The organism is Actinoplanes italicus (genome assembly GCF_003001815.1).
Lineage (GTDB): Bacteria > Actinomycetota > Actinomycetes > Mycobacteriales > Micromonosporaceae > Actinoplanes > Actinoplanes italicus.
The window spans coordinates 91,667-113,253 of sequence record NZ_PVMZ01000009.1 but is presented as its reverse complement, the minus strand read 5'-3'; the positions used below and the strand labels follow the sequence as shown (position 1 = coordinate 113,253).

18 protein-coding genes are annotated in these 21,587 nt (G+C 70.8%); 7 read left to right on the top strand and 11 right to left on the bottom strand.

Annotated elements, in window-relative coordinates; translation table 11 throughout:
• Positions 1-56: 56 nt before the first annotated feature.
• Together CLV67_RS22595 and CLV67_RS22590 are read right to left on the bottom strand one after the other, a co-directional pair.
• The gene (locus CLV67_RS22595; protein WP_106321541.1) at positions 57-1,133 is read right to left on the bottom strand and encodes a calcium:cation antiporter; all 1,077 of its coding nucleotides are present in this window, start codon (positions 1,131-1,133) and stop codon (positions 57-59) included.
• Complete coding sequence (locus CLV67_RS22590; protein ID WP_106321539.1) at positions 1,133-1,459, bottom strand: Rdx family protein; 327 nt, start codon at positions 1,457-1,459, stop codon at positions 1,133-1,135. Before CLV67_RS22590 ends, CLV67_RS22595 begins: the two co-directional genes overlap by 1 nt.
• A 71-nt stretch (positions 1,460-1,530) precedes the next feature.
• Between CLV67_RS22590 and CLV67_RS22585 the strand changes: the two genes are divergently transcribed.
• The 3 genes from CLV67_RS22585 to CLV67_RS22575 are packed head-to-tail and all read left to right on the top strand — an operon-like array spanning position 1,531 to position 4,669.
• Positions 1,531-2,355 carry an SGNH/GDSL hydrolase family protein gene (locus CLV67_RS22585; protein ID WP_106321537.1) on the top strand — a complete coding sequence of 275 codons (825 nt, stop codon included), beginning with the start codon at positions 1,531-1,533 and terminating at the stop codon, positions 2,353-2,355.
• Positions 2,356-2,402: 47 nt separating this feature from the next.
• Positions 2,403-3,218: a hypothetical protein gene (locus CLV67_RS22580; RefSeq protein ID WP_106321535.1), complete on the top strand. Its 816-nt coding sequence runs from the start codon at positions 2,403-2,405 to the stop codon at positions 3,216-3,218.
• Positions 3,215-4,669, top strand: a complete 1,455-nt coding sequence (locus CLV67_RS22575; RefSeq protein WP_106321533.1) for a hypothetical protein — start codon at positions 3,215-3,217, stop codon at positions 4,667-4,669. Before CLV67_RS22580 ends, CLV67_RS22575 begins: the two co-directional genes overlap by 4 nt.
• Positions 4,670-4,687: 18 nt before the next feature.
• On the opposite strand, the gene CLV67_RS22570 is transcribed toward CLV67_RS22575, so the two are convergent.
• Together CLV67_RS22570 and CLV67_RS22565 are read right to left on the bottom strand one after the other, a co-directional pair.
• The gene (locus tag CLV67_RS22570) at positions 4,688-5,842 is read right to left on the bottom strand and encodes a glycosyltransferase (RefSeq protein WP_106321531.1); all 1,155 of its coding nucleotides are present in this window, start codon (positions 5,840-5,842) and stop codon (positions 4,688-4,690) included.
• Positions 5,832-6,809: a glycosyltransferase family 2 protein gene (locus CLV67_RS22565; protein ID WP_106321529.1), complete on the bottom strand. Its 978-nt coding sequence runs from the start codon at positions 6,807-6,809 to the stop codon at positions 5,832-5,834. Before CLV67_RS22565 ends, CLV67_RS22570 begins: the two co-directional genes overlap by 11 nt.
• 531 nt (positions 6,810-7,340) lie before the next feature.
• On the opposite strand from CLV67_RS22565, the gene CLV67_RS22555 reads away from it, so the two are divergent.
• A complete protein-coding gene (locus tag CLV67_RS22555) occupies positions 7,341-9,851 on the top strand; it encodes an HAD-IC family P-type ATPase (RefSeq protein WP_106321527.1) in 2,511 nt (836 codons plus the stop codon).
• An 84-nt stretch (positions 9,852-9,935) separates the two neighbouring features.
• Here CLV67_RS22555 and CLV67_RS22550 read toward each other — a convergent pair whose 3' ends face one another.
• The 3 genes from CLV67_RS22550 to CLV67_RS22540 are packed head-to-tail and all read right to left on the bottom strand — an operon-like array spanning position 9,936 to position 12,887.
• Positions 9,936-11,447, bottom strand: coding sequence for a CotH kinase family protein (locus CLV67_RS22550; RefSeq protein ID WP_106321525.1), 1,512 nt, complete (start codon positions 11,445-11,447; stop codon positions 9,936-9,938).
• Positions 11,447-12,124, bottom strand: a complete 678-nt coding sequence (locus tag CLV67_RS22545; RefSeq protein WP_106321523.1) for a DUF4956 domain-containing protein — start codon at positions 12,122-12,124, stop codon at positions 11,447-11,449. The genes CLV67_RS22550 and CLV67_RS22545 overlap by 1 nt, the downstream gene beginning before the upstream one ends.
• A complete protein-coding gene (locus CLV67_RS22540; RefSeq protein WP_106321521.1) occupies positions 12,114-12,887 on the bottom strand; it encodes a polyphosphate polymerase domain-containing protein in 774 nt (257 codons plus the stop codon). Before CLV67_RS22540 ends, CLV67_RS22545 begins: the two co-directional genes overlap by 11 nt.
• Positions 12,888-13,192: 305 nt before the next feature.
• On the opposite strand from CLV67_RS22540, the gene CLV67_RS22535 reads away from it, so the two are divergent.
• Entirely contained in the window at positions 13,193-14,191 is a 999-nt protein-coding gene (locus CLV67_RS22535) for a hypothetical protein (RefSeq protein ID WP_106321519.1), read from the top strand.
• 71 nt (positions 14,192-14,262) lie between these two features.
• Here CLV67_RS22535 and CLV67_RS22530 read toward each other — a convergent pair whose 3' ends face one another.
• The 3 genes from CLV67_RS22530 to CLV67_RS22515 all read right to left on the bottom strand — a co-directional run bounded on the left by CLV67_RS22530 (position 14,263) and on the right by CLV67_RS22515 (position 17,873).
• The gene (locus tag CLV67_RS22530; protein WP_106321517.1) at positions 14,263-14,832 is read right to left on the bottom strand and encodes a GNAT family N-acetyltransferase; all 570 of its coding nucleotides are present in this window, start codon (positions 14,830-14,832) and stop codon (positions 14,263-14,265) included.
• 1,165 nt (positions 14,833-15,997) lie between these two features.
• Entirely contained in the window at positions 15,998-16,888 is an 891-nt protein-coding gene (locus tag CLV67_RS22520; RefSeq protein WP_106321515.1) for an ion transporter, read from the bottom strand.
• Positions 16,889-16,922: 34 nt separating this feature from the next.
• Positions 16,923-17,873 (bottom strand): NmrA/HSCARG family protein, encoded by a 951-nt coding sequence (locus CLV67_RS22515; RefSeq protein ID WP_106321513.1) that lies wholly within the window; start codon positions 17,871-17,873, stop codon positions 16,923-16,925.
• A gap of 145 nt (positions 17,874-18,018) precedes the next feature.
• Here CLV67_RS22515 and CLV67_RS22510 point away from each other — a divergent pair, with 145 nt between their 5' ends.
• Both CLV67_RS22510 and CLV67_RS22505 read left to right on the top strand, forming a co-directional pair.
• On the top strand, positions 18,019-20,421 hold the full coding sequence (locus tag CLV67_RS22510) for an ATP-binding protein (protein WP_106321511.1): 2,403 nt from the start codon (positions 18,019-18,021) through the stop codon (positions 20,419-20,421).
• 109 nt (positions 20,422-20,530) lie between these two features.
• Complete coding sequence (locus tag CLV67_RS22505) at positions 20,531-20,782, top strand: hypothetical protein (RefSeq protein ID WP_106321509.1); 252 nt, start codon at positions 20,531-20,533, stop codon at positions 20,780-20,782.
• Here CLV67_RS22505 and CLV67_RS22500 read toward each other — a convergent pair.
• Entirely contained in the window at positions 20,775-21,584 is an 810-nt protein-coding gene (locus CLV67_RS22500; protein ID WP_106321507.1) for a siderophore-interacting protein, read from the bottom strand. The genes CLV67_RS22505 and CLV67_RS22500 overlap by 8 nt on opposite strands.
• Positions 21,585-21,587 lie beyond the last annotated feature (3 nt).

Below are 21,587 nucleotides of genomic sequence, written 5' to 3'. Positions count from 1 at the left end.
ATCTACCGGCACCCGACGATCACGAGCTCGCCGCGCCGCGCCGCGGGCACGCCGTGCTACGGGCTCGCGGCCAGGAACAGGTAGACCGCCAGGAGGGACAGGTGCAGGCCGCCCTGCAGGATGTTGGCGCGGCCGGGCACCACGGTCAGCGTGCCCACCACGACGGTGAGGGCCAGCAGCACCATCTGGGTGCCGCCGAGACCGAGCAGCAGCGGCCCCTCCAGCCAGATCATCGCCGCCGCGATCGTCGGGATGGTCAGGCCGATGCTGGCCATGGCGGAGCCGAGCGCCAGGTTGAGGCTGGTCTGGATCCGGTCGCGGGCCGCGGCCCGTACCGCCGCGATGGTTTCCGGCAGCAGGACCAGCAGCGCGATCACCACACCGACGACCGCCTGCGGCAGGCCGGCGCCGGCGACCGCCGACTCGATCGTCGGTGAGACGCCCTTCGCCAGGCCGACGACCGCGACCAGGGCGACGAACAGCAGGCCGAGGCTCTGCCAGGCGGCCCGCGCGGCCGGCCGATCCAGGTGCTCCTCGCTGTCGATCACCTCACCGGCCGTGGTGATCGGCACGAAGTCGTCGCGGTGCCGCCGGGTCTGCACGGCCACGAACAGCAGGTACAGGCCGAGCGACACGACCGCCGCGAACGCCAGCTGGGCGGGGCTGAACTGCGGTCCGGGCCGGCTCGTGGTGAACGTCGGCAGCACGAGGCTGAGCGTGGCGATCGCGGTGACCGTGGCGAACGCGGCGCCGGTGCCCTCCGGGTTGAAGACGGCGATCCGCCGGCGCAGGGCTCCCACCAGCAGCGATATACCGAGGATCCCGTTGCAGGTGATCATCACGGCGGCGAAGACGGTGTCCCGGGCCAGAGACTGGGCCTTCTCGCCACCGCTGACCATCAGGGTGACGATCAGCGCCACCTCGATGACGGTCACGGCGACGGCCAGGATGAGCGAGCCGTACGGCTCCCCCACCCGGTGTGCCACCACCTCGGCGTGGTGCACGGCGGCCAGGACCGCACCGGCGAGCAGCAGCGAGACCACTACGACGACGGCCGACGACAGGTCGCGGCCGAAGGTCAGAACGAGAGCGAACAGTGCCAGCAGGGGGACGTACAAAGTCCAGCGGGACATCACCCGTCCGACTCTGCCCTACTCCCGCTCACCGTGCCGGACTTGTGACCATCACTGTGACCCAGCGATCGACCCGGGGCGATCCGGTCACGGATGAGGCGCTTGAGCTGAGCCGGTTCGGGGAAGCCGCCCTCGGCCTTGCGCGACCAGATGGTCTCCGCGCCCAGCCGGACCTCGAAGACGCCACCGACGCCCGGCACCAGCGCCACCTCGCCCAGGTCGGTGGTGAACGTGGTGAGCAGCTCCTGCGCGGTCCAGGCCGCGCGCATCAGCCAGCGGCACTGTGTGCAGTACTCGATCTCCAGGCGGGGCTCACGGGACGTCACAGGTCAGCAGTATGCCGGAACGCGGGCGTCATGCATTATTCACGGGACCTACTCTTCGGTAAGGAGTTGCTGTGAAGCGACGCTGGATCTCGGTCGCGACCACCACGGTGGCGCTGGCCGCCCTCACCGCCTGCGGCGGCGCGGAGGATGCCGCCACGAAGGCCGTGGACGCCCGCGATTTCGTGGCGCTCGGTGACTCGTACGCGGCCGGCCTCGGCGCCGGCAACTACGGCGACAGCAAGGACTGTGTGCAGAGCAAGGACGGCGGCTACCCGCACCTGTGGGCCAAGCTCGCCACCGCCGCCGGGCTCGGCAAGGTGACCGACGCGACGTGCGCCGGTGCGAAGATCAATGACGTACGGTTCGAGCAGCTCACCGCCCTGAGCGACTCCACCGGCTGGGTGACTCTGACCGTCGGTGGCAACGACGCGGGCTGGTCCGGCACCCTGCAGAAGTGCCTGCTCACCGACGACAAGACCTGCCAGAGCTCGGTCGACACGGCGGTCGCCGCCGCGAAGACCAACCTGCCGGCCGAGCTGGACGCCCTCTACAAGATGATCCGTGACCGTGCGCCGAACGCGAAGGTGTTCGTGCTCGGATACCCGCACCTGGTCGCCGAGCCGGGCCCGTCCGGGGTGTCCTGCGAGTCACTGACCGACGCCCGGCGCAAGGCGCTCAACTCCGGCGCCGACTCGCTGGTGGAGCTGATCCAGGGCCGGGTGGCCGCTCAGCAGGGCTTCACCTTCGTGGACGTGCGCAAGGCGTTCGAGGGTCACGGCGCGTGCACCAAGGAGCCCTGGATCCACGGGCTGCGTGACAACCTGGCCGAGTCGTACCACCCGACCGTCGAGGGTCACAAGGCGTACGCGGAAGCCCTGTTCGCCGTCACCGGCTGATCTCCTGCTGTTCGCGTGGTGTACGCCTTCCCGGGGTGGGATGGGGCGTGCACCACGCCAACCACTACTACGGCCATTCGTACGTGCTGGCCCGCTACTGCGGGTTCGACGCCGATCCGCCCCGCATCCAGGGCTATCTGCAGCACGGCTGGAACATCGGCGACGGCCTCGCCCCCGACCACGAGTTCGTCCCCGGAGTGCCCACGTTCGTGTGGAGTGAACGCACCCGGCGCCGGGCCTTCTCGATGGGGCGGCGTGACGTGCACGTGGTGGGCGCCCCGTGGGCGTACCTCACGAGAATGGAACCGGACACGCCGCAGCAGCAGCGGGAGGGCACCATCTGGTACCCGTTCCACGGCTGGGAGGGCCAGCACGTGGAGGGCGACCACGACCGTCTGATCGCCGAGATCCGTGACACCGAGCCGGGACCGGTCACCGTCTGTCTCTACTGGCAGGAGTACCGGACGGTCCGGGTGCGCCGCCGTTACGAGCAGGCCGGGTTCCGGGTGATCTGCCACGGCTACCGGGGCGGCTGGTGGAAGGACCTCGACCCGGACTTCCTGTCCCGGCAGCTCGCCGAGCAGCGCAGGCATGTGCGGGTGGCGTCGAACCGGCTGTGCAGCGCGATCTTCTACGGCGTGCTGGCCGGGTGCGAACCGGCCGTCTACGGCGACCCGATGCAGCTGCGGGGCGAGCAGGACCTGTTCGGCGGCCGGTCGAGGATCCGCCGGCAGTGGGCCGACCTGCACGGCCCCACCATCGACGTGGCCACCGCACGTGACATCGCCGCCGACGAGCTCGGCGCCGACCGCACCCTGTCCGCTGCCGAACTCCGGCACCTGTTCCATTGGACGACGGCATGACCGCCCTTCTGCTCGGCGGCGAGATGCCGCACTGGTCCGACTACTCCCCGGCCCGCGGCGTGCCGCTGCGCTCGCCGGTCCGCGGCGTGCCGCTGCGGGAGCTCGCCGCCTCGGCGCACGGGCACGTGCTCGTGGTCGGGCCGCACGACGCCGAACTGATCGAGGCGATCCCGGCCCGGCAGGTGACGGTGCTGGTGCGCGGCGTGCCCGACGCCGAGGAACTGGCCGCGCGCTGGGCGGACCGGCCCGGTGTGCAGGTGTGCTGCGGCAGCCTGGAGAAACTGGCGGCGGTTCCGGCGTACGACACGGTCGTCGCGCTGGACGGGCTGGACCGGACCGGCTCCACCGAGACCGGCGACCTGCCGTGGTCGGCCGGGCTCGCCCAGCTGCTCGCGGTGCTGCGGCCGGGCGGACGGCTGCTGCTGTCGGTGGCGAACCCGGTCGGGCTGCACGCCCTCTACGCCGGGGCCACGCCGCCGGAGGACTCCGCGTGGGGGCCGCCGGCCGGTGACGACCCGACCCGGCCGGCCGGGCTGGACGCGTTGCGCGAGCAATTACGTTCGGCCGGGCTCGAACCGCTGCGGGACTACGCGGCGTACCCGAGTCCACAGTCACCGTCGGTGCTGCTCAGTGAGGAGGCGTTGACCGATTCCCGTCTGCACGGGTTCCTCACGTCGGCGCTGCGCCGTGCCGGGCTGCCGGCGGGTCCGCTGCTCGCCGACCCGCGGCCCCTGGCGGGTGGACTGCTGCGGCACGGGCTGGCCGTCCCGCTCGCCCCGGCGTGGATCGTCGTGGCCGCCCGGCCCGGTCATCATCCGTCGCCCCTTCCGGACGGTCTCGTCGCGGACGGTCGTCTCCTGCGGACGTCCGGCGGCTGGCTTGCCGACGGCGTCGCGGTGGCGGCGGGCGACTGTCTGCACGACGCGCTGCTGGCCGCGGCCCGGTCCGGGGACCGGCCGTCGTTCCGGGCGTTGCTCACGACCTGGCAGTCGGGGGCGCACGCAGCCGTACCCGCAGAAGGGATCGTGGTATCTCCCGGCGGCGCCCTGCACGCGTCGCCTGCCGCACCCACCGACCCGGCCGCGTTGTCGCTGCTCGCGAGCGCCCTGCACGACGAGGGGCTGTCTCATCTGTGGCCCGCCGACGACACCGAGCGGCTGCTGGCGGCCATGGCCGGGCGCGAGGAGGCACCGGCGCACCGGGCCACGCCGCAGACCTTGCGCGAGCTCACCGCGGCGCACGACCGTCTCGCGCAGCGGCTGGAAGAGGCCAGGATCCAACTCATCTGGTACGAGCAGAGGACCGCGACACTGCAGGCCGGCCTCAACCGGGCCCACAGGATCATTACCGTGCTGAAGGCAACGCCGGGCGGCCGCGCCGCCACCGCCGTGCTTGCCGGCGCCCGCCGGGGGAAACGCCTGGCCTCCGCAGCCCTCCGACGCCTCCGCTGACCCGCCCCGGTCCGGGGATCAGCGGCGGGCCGGGGCCGTGTGGTGGGTGAGGGCCTCGTCGTAGAGGCCCTCCAGGGCGCGGGTCTGGGTGTTCAGGTCGAAGTGGGCGGTCACGTGCTCGCGGCCTTGTGCACCGAGGCGGCGGCGCAGGTCGGCGTCGCCGATCAGGCGGGACATCGACGCCGCGAGCGCCGCCGGGTCGGCCTCCGGGGTGAGCAGGCCGGTACGCCCGTCGAGCACCGCCTCCGGGATGCCACTGTGGCGGGTCGCCACGACGGGCAGGCCGAGGGCGGCCGCCTCCAGGATCGTGGTCGGCAGGCCCTCGGTGTCTCCGTCGGGCGCGGTCTTCGACGGGCAGGCGAGCATTCGTGACTCGGCGAGGTGCCGCTGCACCGATTCGGGTGGCTGGCTTCCGACGAAGGTCGCATCGACGCCGAGCCGCTCGGCGAGGGCCCGCATGTCGGTCAGCAGCGGCCCGTCGCCGATGAGCAGGGCCCGCGGTTTCGGTGCGGTGATCCGGGACAGGGCGGTGAGCAGGTCGTCGACGCCCTTCTTGGTGACGAACCGGCCGACGAACGCGACGTCCCAGCGTTTCGGCAGGATCGGCGGGGTGGCCGGCACCGGTACGCCGGTGTGGTGCACACGGATCTTGGCGGGGTCGGCGCCGCACGCCTCGGCGCGGTCGCGGATGACGTCGGAGACGGCGATGACGAGGGCGGCCCGGTCGAAGACGGCGCGCAGGTTGCGGCGGTAACGCAGACCGTGCAGGCCGGGGCTCTGCGGCTGACGGGTGACGTCGTGGCCGTGGACGGTGACGATCAGCGGCACGCCGAGCTGCTGGGCGGTGCGGCTGACCAGCCAGCCGTCGCCGCCGAAGTGGGCGTGCACCAGGCCGGGCCGGATCCGGCCGAGGACGGCGCGCAGCCGGGGTGAGGTGCCGCCGAGCCGCAGGCCGAGGAACTCGCGACGGCCGGCCGGGCCGTCGGGGAAGGCGATCACGTCGTCCGGGCGCGACAGTGCCGAGGTGATGCGGGTGGCGCCGACGTAGGTGGGCGTCCAGCGGGTCAGCGCGTCGCCCTGGCCACGGATGAACGTCTCGGAGCCGAGCAGCATCGCGCTGCGCCAGATCGCGACCCGCTGCCGGCCGGCAGCGGAAGCCGGGTCAGGCGACATCGACCGGCTGTGGCGCGTCGGTGGTGACCGGGCCGGTGCGGCGGCCCACGACCAGGTCGCGCAGCCGGGCCCGCACTGTCGGCGGGAGCGCCCAGATCTGCAGGTGGGTGAGGTAGTCGAGAGTGCCGGGGCGGCCGTGGCGGCGGGCCTCGGTGAGCAGTTCGCGGAAGTGCCGGCCCTGGCGGCCGGGTGCGGCCATCGAGCTGATCACGCTGAGGGTGAAGGCCGCGTACGCCCGTGGCGTGAACAGGTGGCGGCTGTCGCGCAGCCAGGCGAGCTGTTCGTCGTACGGGTTCTGCAGGCTGATCCGGTCGCGATCCTCGTCCTGGTGCCAGAGCACGAGCGGCTCCGGAGCGTAGAGCAGTTCCACACCGTCCTCGCGGACGGCCCGCAGCGCCCAGTCGAGTTCCTGCTGGCGGCGCAGGCCGACGGTGAACGGCACCCGGCGCAGCAGCTCGGCCGGGACCATGATGGTGGAGGTCTGGATGAAGCCGTCGCCGTAGAACAGGCCGCGCCGGACGGTGAAGTACTCGCTGAGCGGCTCGCCGGGACCGGGCAGCCGGCGTGGCATGACCGAGTCGGCGCGGGGTGTGCGGTTGATCAGCCGGGTCGCGACGATCGGGAACTTCGCGTCGGACCCGGCGGCCAGGGCGAGCTGCACCTCGATCTTGCCGGGCAGCCATTCGTCGTCGTCGTCGAGCAGCGCCACGAACCGGCCGCGGGCCTCCCGTGCGCCGACGTTGCGGGCGTTCGGCGCCTTGCCCTGTTCAGGCAGGACGACGACCCGGAGCCGGTCGTCGCCGATGGCGGCGAGCGCGTCGGTGGTGTCCGTGTCGGGGCCGTCCACGACCACGACGACCTCGAGGTCGCGGTGGGTCTGGGCGAGGGCGCTGCCGACCGCCCGGACGGCCAGATGTGGACGGCCACACGTCGGGATGACGACGCTGACATCCGGTTGTGCAGGCATGTCGACTCGCTTACGCAGGGGCGCCGCTCGGGGAAGCAGGCGCGGCCGGGCGTGATCGACTCGACGCTAGGAGTGGCGGGCGGCGCGCAGGTTAATGCCGGAAGGCGTACCGGCGCTGCGCAGACGAGCAAATGCGTGCGGGCGGATCCCGGGTGCGGCTGGCACCTCCAATCCACTCACGACCTGGGGTTTCAGTAGCGCAGACCGTGTCCGGAACGGAACGTCGGGCGGTCGGTGCCGAACGGGACGCCGGGTCGGCCCGCCTCGGCGGCGGCCGTCGATGACGGGACGCCGAACGGCAGGTTGCCCTCGGGTTCCGCCTCCCCGAACAGCGCCCGGACGAGACCCCGAGGTTCTGCGCGACAATCTCGCCGGACTCCGGTCCCGGCGGATGGATGACGCACCGCATGGTGTACGCCGTCGAACCCGGTGAGATCACCATCATCGCCTGCCGGTGTCACTACGAATGACGGCGATTCAGATCGCCACCCCTTGACCGATATGTACCTTTAGGTCGGGGGCTGCGATCTGATGGAACAGGTGATGCTCGCACCGGCCGAAGGGCTCACCGGTGCGGAAGCCGAGGCGCGGCGCCGGCGGGGTGAGGCGAACACCGCCGTGCAGGGCGGGTCCCGGTCGTACGCCGAGATCCTGCGGACCAACGTCTTCTCGTTCTTCAACCTGATCCTGTTCGTGATCGGCGCCGCCCTGCTGAGCCTCGGCCGGTACAGCGACGCCCTGATCAGCGTCGGCCTGGGCCTGATCAACGCGGTGATCAGCGCGTCCCAGGAGATCCGGGCCAAACGCAAGCTCGACCGGCTGCAGCTGCTGGACCGGTCCGGGGTGCTGGTGGTCCGCGACGGCCGCGAGGTGGAGATCGCGCCCGACCGGGTGGTCCGCGGCGACGTGGTCCGGGTCCGGCCGGGCGACCAGATCGTGGTCGACGGGCCGCTGCTCGACGGCGGACGGCTGGAGGCCGACGAGTCACTGCTGACCGGCGAGTCCGACCCGGTGGTCAAGCACCCCGGTGACGAGCTGCGCTCGGGCAGCCTCTGCGTGGCCGGCGACGGTCATCAGCAGGCCCGCGACGTGGGGGTGCACAGTTATGCGGGCCGGTTGACAGCCGAGGCGCGGCGGGCCACCACCGACCGGACGCCGCTGCAGCGCAGCATCGAGTTCATCGTGCGGCTGGTGATGGCGCTGACCGTGCTGATGAGTGGCTGCATCCTGGCGCAGGCGTTCCTCGAGGGGTTCAGTGTGCTGCGGGTCGTGCAGATCACCGCGGTGCTGTCGGGGCTCGTACCGTATGGATTGTTCTTCCTCATCGCCCTGGCCTACACCGCCGGCGCGGTCCGGATCGCACGCAGCGGGGCGCTGGTGCAGCAGGTCAACGCCGTCGAGTCGATCAGCAACGTGGACGTGGTCTGCACCGACAAGACCGGCACCCTGACGACCGGGCAGCTGACGCTCGAGGAGATCGTGCCGCTGGGCGGACACGAGTACGCCGAGTCGGCGGAGGCCCTCGGCGGGCTCGCGCACAACGCCGTGACCCCGAACCTGACGGCGCTGGCCATCGCCGGATCGCTGGGCGGGCCGGTCTGGGAGGTCCGCGACGAGGTGCCGTTCTCGTCGTCGCTGCGCTGGTCGGGCATGGTCACCGAGTCGGGGACGTGGGTGCTCGGCGCCCCGGACGCGCTGGCCGGCCGGCTGCGGCAGCAGGTGCCGGCAGCCGAGGTCGCCGACCGGGCCGGGCGTGGGATGCGGGTGCTGCTGCTGGCCCGGGCCGAGGATCCAGACGCAGGGCTGCGCGACGCCGCGGGCCGGCCGGAGCCGCCGATGCTCACTCCGGTCGCGCTGGCCGTGCTCGCCGACGAGCTGCGCGAGGACGTCGCGGCGACGATGGCCCGGTTCCGCGCCGACGGCGTGGAGGTGAAGGTGCTGTCCGGCGACGATCCGCGGACCGTGGCCGCGATCGCCGCCCGCGCCGGCGTGGCCGCGTCCGACCCGGTGCCCGGCGCCGACTTGGACGACCTGGACGATCCGGCGCTGGACCGGCTGGTCGCCCGCACCGCGGTCTTCGGCCGGGTCGCGCCGGAGCACAAGGAACGCATCGTCCGTTCACTGCGCCGGCAGGGCCGCTACGTCGCGATGATCGGTGACGGGGTGAACGACGCGCGTGCTCTCAAGCAGGCGCACGTCGGCGTCGCGATGCGCAGCGGCAGCGCGGTGACCCGCGACGTCGCGGACATCGTGCTGGTCGACGACGACTTCGCGGCGCTGCCACCGGCGCAGCACGAGGGCCGGCGGATCATCAACGGGATCGGGATCTCGCTGTACGTCTTCCTGGCGCGGGTCGCCAGCCAGGGCCTGGTCATCCTCGCCGTCACGATGCTGCAGCTGGGCTTCCCGTACTCGCCCACGCAGGTCGGGCTGACCCTGTTCACGGTCGGCATCCCGACGGTGTTCCTCACGTTCTGGGCGACCCCCGACCGGCCCGACCCGCACATGCCGCGCAACCTGGTCCGGTTCGTGGTGCCCGCGTCGGTGGTGACGGCGACGTTCGGCACGGCCATCTACACGGCGCTCTACACCCTGATCTCGCACGGATTCGGCTCCGGCCGCACGCCGGGGCGGATCATCCACGAGTTCGAGAAGAACACCGGGCTGCGGTACGGGGTGGACGCCGACTTCACCACGGCCTCGGCCACGATCCTGGCGCAGACCGGCCTGTCGACGTTCTTCTGCTTCGCGTCGTTCCTGCTGATCCTGTTCCTGGCACCGCGCTCGCGGGTCTTCGCGGCGTGGACCGCACCGACCGGCGACAGACGGCCGGCCCTGCTGGTGCTGGGACTGTCGGTGCTGTTCAGCGCGGTTCTCTGCGTACCCGGGTTATGGAGTTATTTCGGTTTGATGGGTCCTTCCAAGCCGGTGTTCCTCGTGGTGCTGCCGGCGCTGATCCTCTGGTACCTGACTCTCACGGTGGTGTTCCGCTTCGGGCTCTTCGACCGCCTGCTCGGGCTGGATCAACCCAAGATCTCCTAAGGTACGGGCGGAGCCTGCCGACGGTCGGCGCGGAACCCGGCCGGCTGCTGTTTGGGGGGCCATGAGCAGCCGGCCGGATTCCGGTCACCCGGTGATGATCTCGTGGGTGGCGAGGTACTGCGTCCGCTGGAGGATCAGCGTGCTCAGGTTCGACGCCTCGGTGGCCGTGGCCTCGGCGTTCGCGCCCTGGACCGTACCGATGACCGCGGTTATTTCCTTGATCCTGTTGAGGGCCGCGGCGTTGCCGTAGATCTTGTTGTACAGCTCCCGGTACGCCCACCGGTAGGTGTCCTTCCAGGCCGCGCTGGCCAGGAAACGCTCCTTGAGCTTGTGCCCGCTGCGGAAGCCGCCGCCCGGAGGCCGTTCCATGCCCTCGGGCGGCTGAAAGCCGCCGCCCTCCGGTGCTGGGAAGCCGCCGCCGCGCATGCCGCCGCCCATGCTCACCGACTCCGCCGGATCCTGGGTGGCGTCACCGGACAGGGTCAGGTTGTAGTCCCAGCCGACCACGGTGAACCGCTTGGCGTCCAGGTCGTACCAGAGGTAGTAGTTGCGGCCCGGCCCGGCCATGTCGTCGAAGTTGACCAGGAGGTTCTGGGTGGCGACGTAGCGGGCGAACGCGTCCACGTCGACATGCTCGTCCAGGCCGGCGTCGAACTCGGCGTCACTCGCGGTATTCACCCACCGGATCAGGTCGATGACCGGCTGCAGGTCCTGGCTGCCCTTGGCGTTGATCTGCTTGAAGTCGTCGGCGTACTCCGTCGGATCGTCACCCTGATCGGTGAACTGGCTGCTGGCGAGACTCTTGTACAGCACCCCGGAGTGACCGGTGGCCTCGGCGACGGTGTCGGCGAACTCGTCGTCCGGGTGCTCGACGATCAGCCGGGCGGTGGCCGGCCGGCCGTTGACGGCGAAACTCGTGTACGCGTACCGCTGGGTGATCTCACCGGCCGCCGCGAGGACGTCGAGCGAGACCGCCTCGTTGAGCACCGCGGCCCCGCCGCCCATGCCGCCGACCCGGACCGCGACCTCACGGTGGCCCTGATAGCGGCGGCCCTCGACGAACTCGTCGAAGCGGATCAGCCAGGGCAGCGTCTCGGGCTCCTCGGCCTTGAGCGACGCGCGCCCGCCCATCGGCCCGCCCATGCCGCCGCCGGCCCGGAACCCGCCGCCGCCCGGGGGTCCGCCACCGCGGCTTCCCTGGCGGGACTGGCCGTCGCGGGTGACGCCGCCCAGCGTCGAGTTGCCCTTGAGCCGGATGCCGACACTCGGCACGGTCGTCCCGTCGATGACCAGGTCGGCCTCCAGATACTCCTTCTCGTTCTCGTCCCAGAAGGCGTCGAGCACCCGCTGGTAGTCGTCGTCGTGGAAGGTGAGCCCGATGGTGTGCGCCTTCGACGCGTCGAACAGGTCGACGGTGCCGGCGATGTCGGTCGTCACCCTGTCGGCGTCCTCCCGTCCGCCGCTGGTGACCAGCGGCGCGACCCGGACCGTGCTGAACACCACCGCGAACGCGACCAGGGTGGCCGCGCAGGTGGCGAGCAGTCTCCAGTAGTGACGGATCCGTACCGGGATCCGGTGGACCAACCGGCGCCTCACTACAGGTCCGTCTGGTCGTACCCGGTCAGGACGGTGACCCGCTGCCCGCCGGTGCGCTCGCCCAGCTTGGCGATCAGCTCACTCGGCTCGGTGCCCTTCTTCAACCGGACCGTGTACATCAGCTCGGTGAGCGCCCCGCCCCGGATCGACTCGATGCTGATCAGCTCGAACTCGCTGGTCAGGGTGATCAGCACGTCCTGCACGTGCTGCGGGTAATTGCCGTCCGGCGGCACCTGCACCTTGACGACCTGCCGCTGCACATTGGACGCGAACCAGTTGAAGCGGTACATCACCACGATGATCAGGCTGATCGTGACCGCGGCGACGATGGCGAGCGTGTAGAACCGGGTGCCCGCGGCCATGCCGACACCCATCACCAGGAAGATGAAACCTACGTCCCGGGTCTCCTTGATGGCGTTGCGGAACCGGACCACCGACAACGCGCCGACCAGCGCGAACGCCCTCGCGATGTTCGAGCCGACGACCAGCATGATCAGCGCGATCAGCATGCCGAGGATCACGAGCGTCTGGACGTACGACTGCGAGTACGACACGTTGCGGTGGGTGAACCGGTAGACCCAGGCGATCATCGCGCTGAGCAGGAACGACAGCGACAACGCGATGGCGATGTCACCGACACTGAACGTGCCGGACAGGTCCTGTACTTCAAAGGGCATGGCGCTCCTCGGCGATGTTCTCAGGGATGTGGAAGATGCTGCGCGGCGCCCGGCCGAAGGCCTCGACGCTCTGGCAGTACTTGGAGACCCGGACGACCGACATGTTCATCCGGGCCGCCAGATCGGTGAGCCAGTACGGGACCCGCTCGTTGGCCTTGAACTCGACCACCGACAGCCGCGCCGGGACGATCAGCCGGTTCTCGGCGTCGGCGGCGAAGTCGAAGTCCCGGTCCCGGCCACGGACCCGGTGGTCGAGCGTGACGCGCAGTCCGACGTCGGCGTCGCGGCCGACGAACGCCTCCCGCTGGTAGCCGGTCATCGCGACCGGCCGCAGGTCGAGCAGCGAGATCAGTTCGAGCACCTCCTCGACGAAGGCGCGCTCCGAGGGGTCGCGCTCCACCATCCGGCGACCGTCACACAACTCGCGCGCCATCCGGTACGGCATGGACACCCGCCGCTTCTGGGTGACCCGGTTGACCCGCTGCTTGATCTCGACGTGGACCTCGGTGTCGTCGCCGACGTTCGTACGGTCGCCGTAGTGACGCACCCGCAACTTGCGCCGGAACTTGAGGCCCTCGATCTTCTCCCAGTAGAACCGCAGGTCACGGGTGTCGTAGTAGGTGCTCCACACCCCGTACCCGCCCTCGGCGCCGTGACTGTCGGCATCCATCCGGGCGGCGATCTCGTCCCGCAGCGCGGGGATCTGATCGCTGGGCACCAGGTACTTGATCTCGTACCGGTTGAACGAGCGAAGGGACCTCATGCCCCAATATCTAGGGATATCAAGGACAGAGCAACCTCGATGAATCCTGTGAATAGCATGAGAACACCGGGTTACTACTCCTTCGGCGGTAGGCCTCACTACCGCCGATGAACGACGCCGCGCGGACGCCCCCGCACTACCGCGGAACGGGCCATGGCCAGCGACATCACGCAGAACCGCCGGGCCGGGTTACGTGCCCGCGCCGCCCGCCACCCGACCGCCGTCGACACCACGATCGCCGCCGCCCTGCTCGCATTCGCCCTGTTCATCTACTCGCGCACCGCGGCCCGCCGAAGGACCGGCCGATGGGCACGACCGACTGGATCTCGGCCGCCATCGCCGCCGGGGCGGTCGCCGGGCGGCGGCGGTTCCCGCGGACGGTCCAGATCGTCGTCACCGCCGGGCTGGTCGCGCAGTACAGCGTCACCCGTGGGCGGACCGCGCTGTTCTTCCTCTACTCGCCTCTCCTCTACTCGCGGCTTCTCGCGTCGCGGCTTCTCGCGTCGCGGCTTCATGTGGTCCGGCGGCCGGCTCCGTGCCGGTCGCCGGTCTCTTGTAGATTGCGCCGGAACCTTGCCTCCCGGGGACGCGCCACCTACGTTTACGGAACGTCGTTTCCCTCAATGGAACAGGGGGCCGGGATGCTCAGCACGTTGTTCGGACTGATCGCCGTCACGGAAGCCGTCCTGCTCACCCTCGTGATCACGATGCGCCGACGGCAGCCGGACTGGGCGTTCACCCTGCTCATCCTGGTGATCCTCGCGCTGATCTGGGACAACACCGCAGTCGCGATCGGCTCCACGATCGGCGAGGGCGAAACCCTGAAAACCCTTTCCATCCCGCGGTACGTGACACACGCCCTGCTCGTACCCCTGCTCATCATGGTCGCCGTAGGCCTCGGCCGGCGCCACGGAGTCCGGGCCCTGGCCGGCCGCACCGCACCGGCCGCGTTCGGCCTCCTGACCGTCGCGCTGATCATCGCCGGCATCTACCTCGACATCATCGGCCTCGACCTGCAGCCGACCCACTACGCCGACACGCTCCGCTACACCAACGCCGCCTCGCACGGCGCACCGATCCCCGCCGTCATCACCATCCTGGTCCTCATCGGCATCGGCATCACCCTGCAGGTCCGCGCTCGCCAGCCCTGGCTGCTGGCCGGCGCCGTGGCCATGTTCGTGGCGGCGGCCCTCGGAGCCCTGGCCTTCTGGTGCGGCAACATCGGCGAACTGCTCCTCATCACCGGCCTCTGGTGGACCGCCACCCGAACGGTCTCCCTAACCGAAAAGGTCCCCGCCACCTGACCCGGCAGCCCTCGCCCCGCCCAACCTCGCACCACGGCGCCTCGCCCTACCCGGCACGCCGGGTCGCTGTTTCAGGATGCAGGCGCGGCGGGTCGCTGTCTCATGACCCACGTGTGCAGGGGCGCGTCGAACTCGGCCGCCACCTCCCAGCCCGCCCGGCGGTAGAAATCCACGTTCGCCGGCTTGCTGGTCTCCAGGTACGCAGGCAGCCCATCCTCAGCGGCGCGACGCAGCCCAGCGGCCATCAGCGCCTTGCCCCAGCCACGGCCGGCAGCCTCCGGACGGGTACCGAGCACACCCAGATACCAGAACGGATCCTCAGGCAGAGCGGCGTGCACGGCATCGTCGTACTCCTTCATCCGCGCACCGGCATCCGCCGGCAGATCGATCCCGTCCGCCGGGTCGTCACCACCGGACGGCGGCTCCCAGATCGCCGCCGCAACACCGTCGACGGTCCAGACGGTGCCCTTGCCGACCCGCTTGTCGAAGAGGTACCCGAAGAACGCCGCAGCCTGCCGCGGATAGTCATCCGGAAAGAGAAACCGCAGAACCGGGTCACCCGGAAAAGCCGCCACCAGCGAGTCGACGATGCGCTGCCGATCACCCGGCCCAGCCACCGTGATCAAGGGAGTATCAGTCACGCCCAGGCACTGTACCGCCCCTAGCTTTCCTAGGAGGCTAGCCTCCTACGCCTTCGGCATTCGGCGGCTGCCTCCAGCAAAGCCACCACCTCCGCAAAGCCCTCCATACAGATCTCGTGACCTTCAGCCGTCAGCGCCACCACAACCCCACAAGATCCACGCAGGCCGGCAGGCCGGCAGGCAGGCCGTGGGCGGGCCGGGTGCGCGGGCCGGGTGCGCGGGCCGGCCGGGCGGGCCGGCCGGGCGGGCGGGCCGGGCGGGCGGGCCGGGCGGGCGGGCGGGCCGGGTGGGCGGCAAGTCACGGCGGAGAGCAGGTGGCGGGTAGTGGTGGCGGGTAGTGGTGGCGGGTAGTGGTGGCGGCTGTGTGAGTGGGTGGACGGCCGGACGGCCGGCAATCTTGCGACCTTCAATCAGCGGAGCAACCACAACCCCGCAAGATCGGCCGCAGGCAGGCAGGCGAGCAAGGCCGGCCGGCGGGTGGGCCGACAGACGACCGGGTGGAAGCCGGGCGGGGGTGGCGGCGGCTGGGTGGTTGGACGGCCGGCAATCTTGCGACCTTCAGCCAGCGGAGCAACCACAACCCCACAAGATCCGCTGCAGGCAGGGCAGGCGGGCGGACAGCGGCCCACAAGAGGTGCCAGACAGAAGGACCCGCCGGCAATCTTGCGACCTTCAGCCAGCGGAGCAACCACAACCCCACAAGATCCACGCGGGCAGGCGGAACAGGCGGGGCAGGCGGAGCAGGCGGGCCGGGCGGGTCGGGCGAGCCAGGCGGGGCGGGGGCGGCAAGTCGCGGCGGAGAGCAGGTGGCGGCTGGGTGGATGGACGGCCGGCAATCTTGCGCCCTTCAGCCAGCGGAGCAACCACAACCCCGCAAGATCTGCTGCAGGAGGGCAGGCGGGCGGACAGCGGCCCGCAAGAGGTGCCAGACAGAAGGACCCGCCGGCAATCTTGCGACCTTCGGCCGTCGGAGCAACCACAACCCCACAAGATCCGCTGCGGGCTGCGGGCTGCGGGCTGCGGGCAGGCGGGCGGTCGACGACGGCGGGCGGTCGACGACGGCGGGCGGTCGACGACGGCGGGCGGTCGACGGCGGTGGGTGAGGCGATGGGCGGCGACGGCGGGTGAGGTGGTGGGTGGGCTGTGGGCGTACCCGAAGGAGGTCTTAAGGGAGAGGTGCCGCCGAGCGGGAGGCCGGCGACGGGATCTGGGGAGGCGTGACGCCGGCGGGGGTCTGAAGCTGGGCCTCGAGCGCGTCCAACGCCTCACGGAGCCTGGTGATCTGGACATGGGCCGTGCTGTCGATCGGGATGGGCCGGCCGCTCTCCTTGCCCCGGGCCGCCGCCCGCTCGGCCTCGTGGGCCTCCTGCAGGGCGGTCAGGACCAGGCCGACCAGGAGGTTCGTGAGCAGGTAGCAGGCGGCGACCATGTAGGAGACGTAGTAGGGGACGGCCCACGCGGTGACCTGGCGGCCGTCGGCGAGGATGTTGGTGATGTCGTCGAGGGAGAGCAGCAGGAAAAGGCTGAGCATCGCCTGGCCGACCGTCCCGTACCGCAAAGGCTGGGCTGTTCCGAAGAGCATCCAGCCGACCATCGCGTAGCCGTAGATGACCAGGGCGGTGATCAGCAGGAAGCTGCCGAGCCCGGGGAGGCTGCGGCGGATGCCGACGAGGATCACCCGGAGGCTGGGGAACAGGCGGAACGCGCGGACCATCCGGGCCAGGCGCAGCAGGCGGAGCAGGGTGACGTTCTCGCGGACGCCGGGGAGCAGCGGGGCCACCAGGATCGCGATGTCGAAGAGGTTCCAGCCGTCGCGGAAGAAGCGGGACGGGCGGTCCAGGGAGGCGCCGAAGCGGATCAGCAGTTCGAGCACGAAACCGGCGACGCAGAGGTGTTCGATCAGGCGCAGGTACGGACCGGCGGCGGCCTCGACCCCGGAGTAGGTCTCCAGGCCGAGGCACGCCGCGTTGACCGCGATGACCGTGAATCCGGCGATGCTGAACCAGGGGGCGCCGACGGCGGCCAGACAACGTGCGGTGAGATCCCGGATGTGCACGGCCGCATCCTATGCGGTGGTTACTCCTGATATGTCATGCGGTGGGGATGGTGCTCCCGTTCGCGTCGAGCCACTGGTCGAACGTCTGCAGCTCGGGGTTGAGCTTGCGGACCTCGGTCAGGTCGCGGACGCCGGTGAAGTAGTCCTCGAACTCGGTGTAGTACTGGAGCATGTTGCCCGCCTCGTCGGCGCCGGGGAAGCCGAGGTCACGGTAGGCGTCGTGGGTCAACGGGCGGTAAACGACCGGCTCGCCGACCGCGCGGGACAGCCCGGCCGCGATCTGTTCGCCGGTCAGGTGCTCACCGGCGATGTGGACGGTACGCCCGGCGTACTCTGCCGGACCCGCCTTGAACAGGCCGTACGCTGTCCTGCCGATGTCATCGACGGCGATGCCGGCCAGCCGGCTCTCCCCCATCGGCAGGCTCAGGGTGAGCACGCCCTCGGGGTCACGGGTGGCGCCCCAGCCGTTGGCCAGGTTCTCCCAGTAGAAGGTGGTGCGCAGGAACGTGGTCGGCACGCCCGCCGCGGTGAACAGGCCGTCCGCCTCGGCCTTGGCGTCGAAGTGCGGCACCTTGTACTTCTCCTGCAGGGTCGGCATGCGGTCGTCAGCGACCGGGATGTGGTCGCGAGTGTCCTCCAGCGTCGACCAGATCACATGCTTGACGCCGGTACGCTTCGCCGCGTTCGCCAGTTTGCCGGCCTCCTCGAGCTCCTTCTCGGCCGACATGTGCGCCCAGAAGTTCGTCACCAGGAAGGCGCCGTATGCCCCGGTGAACGCCTTGACCAGGCTCTCCTCGTCGTAGTTGTCGGCCTGCACCACCTCGGCGCCGAGTTTCACCAGTTCCTGGGCGCGGGGCGAGGTGGTATCGCGGGTCAGTGCCCGGACCGCGTAGTCGCCGGACGGGTCGGCCAGGATCGCCTTGACGAGTCCGCCGCCCTGGGCACCGGTGGCGCCGACAACCGCGATGATCTTCTGCTGGCTCATTCTGATCACTCTTTCTGTCTCCGCCGAGTTGCCCTGCCGGCCTCTCGTGATCCGCTCAACCGGAAGCAGGGATCGATAATTCCCGATGTAATGAGACCGCGGTCACGCCTCAGCGGCGGCGCTCGGTTGCCGATCGGTTTCGGTGATGGCGCGACACAACGACCTGATCCCGGCTCCGGACACGACGCTGCGGGACGAGCGCGACGAGGCGCTGCGTACCGCGGCCCGGCTGCGTGCGGTGCTGGACTGCGCCCACGACGCGTTCGTGTCGATGGACGGCGACGGCCGGATCACGGCCTGGAACCGGGCGGCCGAACGGCTGTTCGGATGGCCGGCCGACGAGGCGCTCGGACGGCGCGCCACCGAGCTGATGATCCCGTCGGCGCTGCGTGACGCACACGACGCCGGGATGGCGCGAGTACGCCGGACCGGGTTCTCCGAGCTGGCCGGGCGCCGGCTGGAGCTGACCGCGATTGATCGCAACGGCCGGGAGTTCCCGGTGGAGATGACACTGCAGCTGCAGCACGAGCGCGGCGAGCCGATCTTCCACGCGTTCCTGCACGACATCACGGCGCGCACCACCGCCCGTACCGAGCTGCGACAGGAGCGGGCGTTCCTGCAGGCGCTGCTCAACAGCCTGGACACCGGGGTCGCGGCGTGCGACGGCGACGGGCGGCTGGCCCTGTTCAACGCCGCGATGCGCGACATCTACGGGATGGTCGGGCGCACCACGGCGGAACTGGAGGTGACACCGCTGGCCCGTGCCTACGCCGGTGAGGCGGTGCAGCACGAGGAGACGGTGGTGTGCGCGCAGGACCGGCCGCCACGCCGGTTCCTGACCAACGCGCGGCCGATCGACACCCCCGACGGGCGGCGGCTCGGGGCGGTCGTCGCCATGCACGAGATCACCGACGCGTACCGGGCCGAGATGCTGCGCCGCTGCCGGCACGCGGTCGCGCAGGCGCTGTCCGAGGCGGTCTCGGCACGGGACGCGGCGATGGCCTCGGCAATGGCCGTCGCGGCCGAACTCGGCTGGGTGTGCGCCGAGTACTGGGAGGTCGACGAGGAACGGCATCAGATGGTACGGGCCGGATCGTGGAGCCGGGCCGGTGTCGACCTGGCCGGTTTCACCGGCGACGAACCGCTCTCGTTCAGCATCGGCCAGGGCGTGCCCGGCGCGGTCTGGGAGCGGGGCGCCGACATCTGGAGCAACGACCTGCTCGGCGACCTGACCGACCCGGGACGGCTGCCGCTGGGGCACCGGCTGGGGCTGCGGGCCGCGATCGGCATGCCGGTGCACTCGGGCAGCCGGGTGGCCGGGGCACTGGCGTTCTTCTCCGACACCGGCGTCGCCCGCGACGACGACATCCTGTCGGTGCTGCGCGACATAGCGGCGCAGATAGGCCGGTACGTGGAGCGCCGCCGCGCCGAGGACCTGACCCTGGCGCTGGCCTCCGCCCGGCGCGACTTCGACCGGGTGATCGAGCTGGTCAACGACTGTGTCTGGAGCGTCCGGTACGACACGCCCGATCGCTGGCAGATGCTGTACGTCAGCCCCGGCGAGAGCGGCGTCTTCGGTGGCGCGCTGCCGCCCGCCGACACCCTCGCCAACGTGATGTCGGAGCACATCCACCCCGACGATCTGCCGCAGTTCCAGCATTATCACGACGAGGTGGCCGCCGGACGGCCGGCCGAGTTCGAATGCCGGTTCATCGGGTTCGACGGCGTCACCCGCTGGATCTGGTGCCGCGGTTTCCCGCGGCTCGAGGGCGATGCGCTGTACGTCGACGGGATCGCCACGAACGTCACGGAACGGCGCGAACTGGCCGACCGGCGCGAGGCGCTGCTGGAACGGGAACAGGAGCAGGTACGCCGCCTGCGTGAACTGGACCGGATGAAGGACGAGCTGGTCGCGGTCGTCAGCCACGAGATGCGCAACCCGATCGCGATCATCGCGGCGTACACCGACTCGCTGCTGGAGGAACCGGAGTTCGCCGGCCGCTCCGAGCTGGCCGCCATCGAGCGCACCAGCGCCCACCTGCTGCACCTGGTCGAGGATCTGCTCGACCTGGCCCGGTTCGAGGCCGGGCCGACGCTGCTCGACCCGCGGCCGCTGCGCCTGGACCGTCTGCTGCGCCAGGCCGTCGAGGAGCACCGGATCACCGCCCAGGTCGCTCTGGCGACCGACATCGGACCGCTGCCGATGGTGTCCGGCGAGGAGGCCCGGCTGCGCCAGGTGCTGGACAACCTGCTCTCCAACGCGATCAAGTACACCCCGGCGGGCGGCACCGTCACGGTCGGCGCGCGGACCACCGGGGAGGCCGTGATCGTCGACGTGACCGACACCGGCATCGGCATACCGGCCGAGCAGTACCCGCAGCTGTTCACCAGGTTCTTCCGGGCCAGCACCGCGGTGGATCGCAAGATCAAGGGGACCGGGCTGGGGCTGGCCGTCACCAAGGCGATCGTCGAGGCGCACGGCGGCACGATCGCGGCCGAGCCGGGGCCGGGTGGCGGCACCCGGTTCACGGTCACTCTCCCCCGGTGACGGCCCGCAACCATCAGGCAACCGAGGTACGACCCCGCGCGCACCCGTGCCGCGGCACAATTCCCCGACCGGCCACCCCCGGCCGTACGGAAAAGGATCGTGGACCCTCATGACCGGTTTCGAGGCCGATTCGCTCGACGTTCTCGTGGATACCCGCGACGAGACGGTCACCAGTCTGCTCCAGGCCGCGATCGGCGCGCTCAACCTGGTGCGCGGCGACGCCGTGCTGATCGCCGCCGCACGCGGCATCCCCGGCTGCTGGATCATGGAGGTCGGCGGGGTGCCCGCCGAGCGGTCGGTCTGCCCCGCGTGGTCAACTCGCGATGCGCCTGCTCAACCGGGGCTGATCCGGCTCACATAGCGGCGTGCCCGTGGCGCCAGTAGCCGATGAAGTCGATCTGCTGCTTGGCCACCCCGCGGTCCTCGACCAGGTGCCGGCGGCCACCGGTGACCAGCGCGGACTCACCGACCAGGTACGCGTAGACCGAGCCCGACGGCAGTTCGGCGGCCCGCAGCGTCTCCAGTGCCAGCCGGCCCGGCACGCCGGCCGGGTCCTCACGGGCCACCCAGCGCAGGTCCACACCGGCCGGCACCCGGAACTCCTGCCGGTCATCGAGCGACGGCAGCTCGACGATCGCCACACCCTTGGCGTCGTCGGGCAGGGACTGGCAGACACCCGCCACCGCGGGCAGGCCGGTCTCGTCGGCGACCAGCAGCGTCCAGTCGTGCTCGGACCGGGGGTGGTAACCGACACCCTGGTCGAGCAGGCCGACCTGGTCGCCCGGGTTCGCGGCGAGGGCGAACGCACTGGCCGGGCCGCTGTGCCCGCCGGCGTCCACGTGCACCACGAAGTCGACGTCGAGACCGTCCGGCCGGTACGCCCGGACCGTGTAGTTGCGCACGTAGGGGCGCTTCGGCTTGGCGGTGGCCAGGTACTGCGCGTACCAGAGGCCGGAGGTGCGGGTCGGCAGCTTCAGCGAGTCCTGGCCGGGGCGGGGCAGGAAGAGCCGGAACCACTGGTCGAACCCGAGCGGGGTGAACTTGCCGAGCCCCTCACCGCCGAAGGTCACCCGGACCACGTTCGGCGAGATCCGTTCGCTCTTGGTGACCTCGAGCAGCAACACGTGGGGATCGACCGGCTTGCGGATCTTGAAGTTCGCCATAGT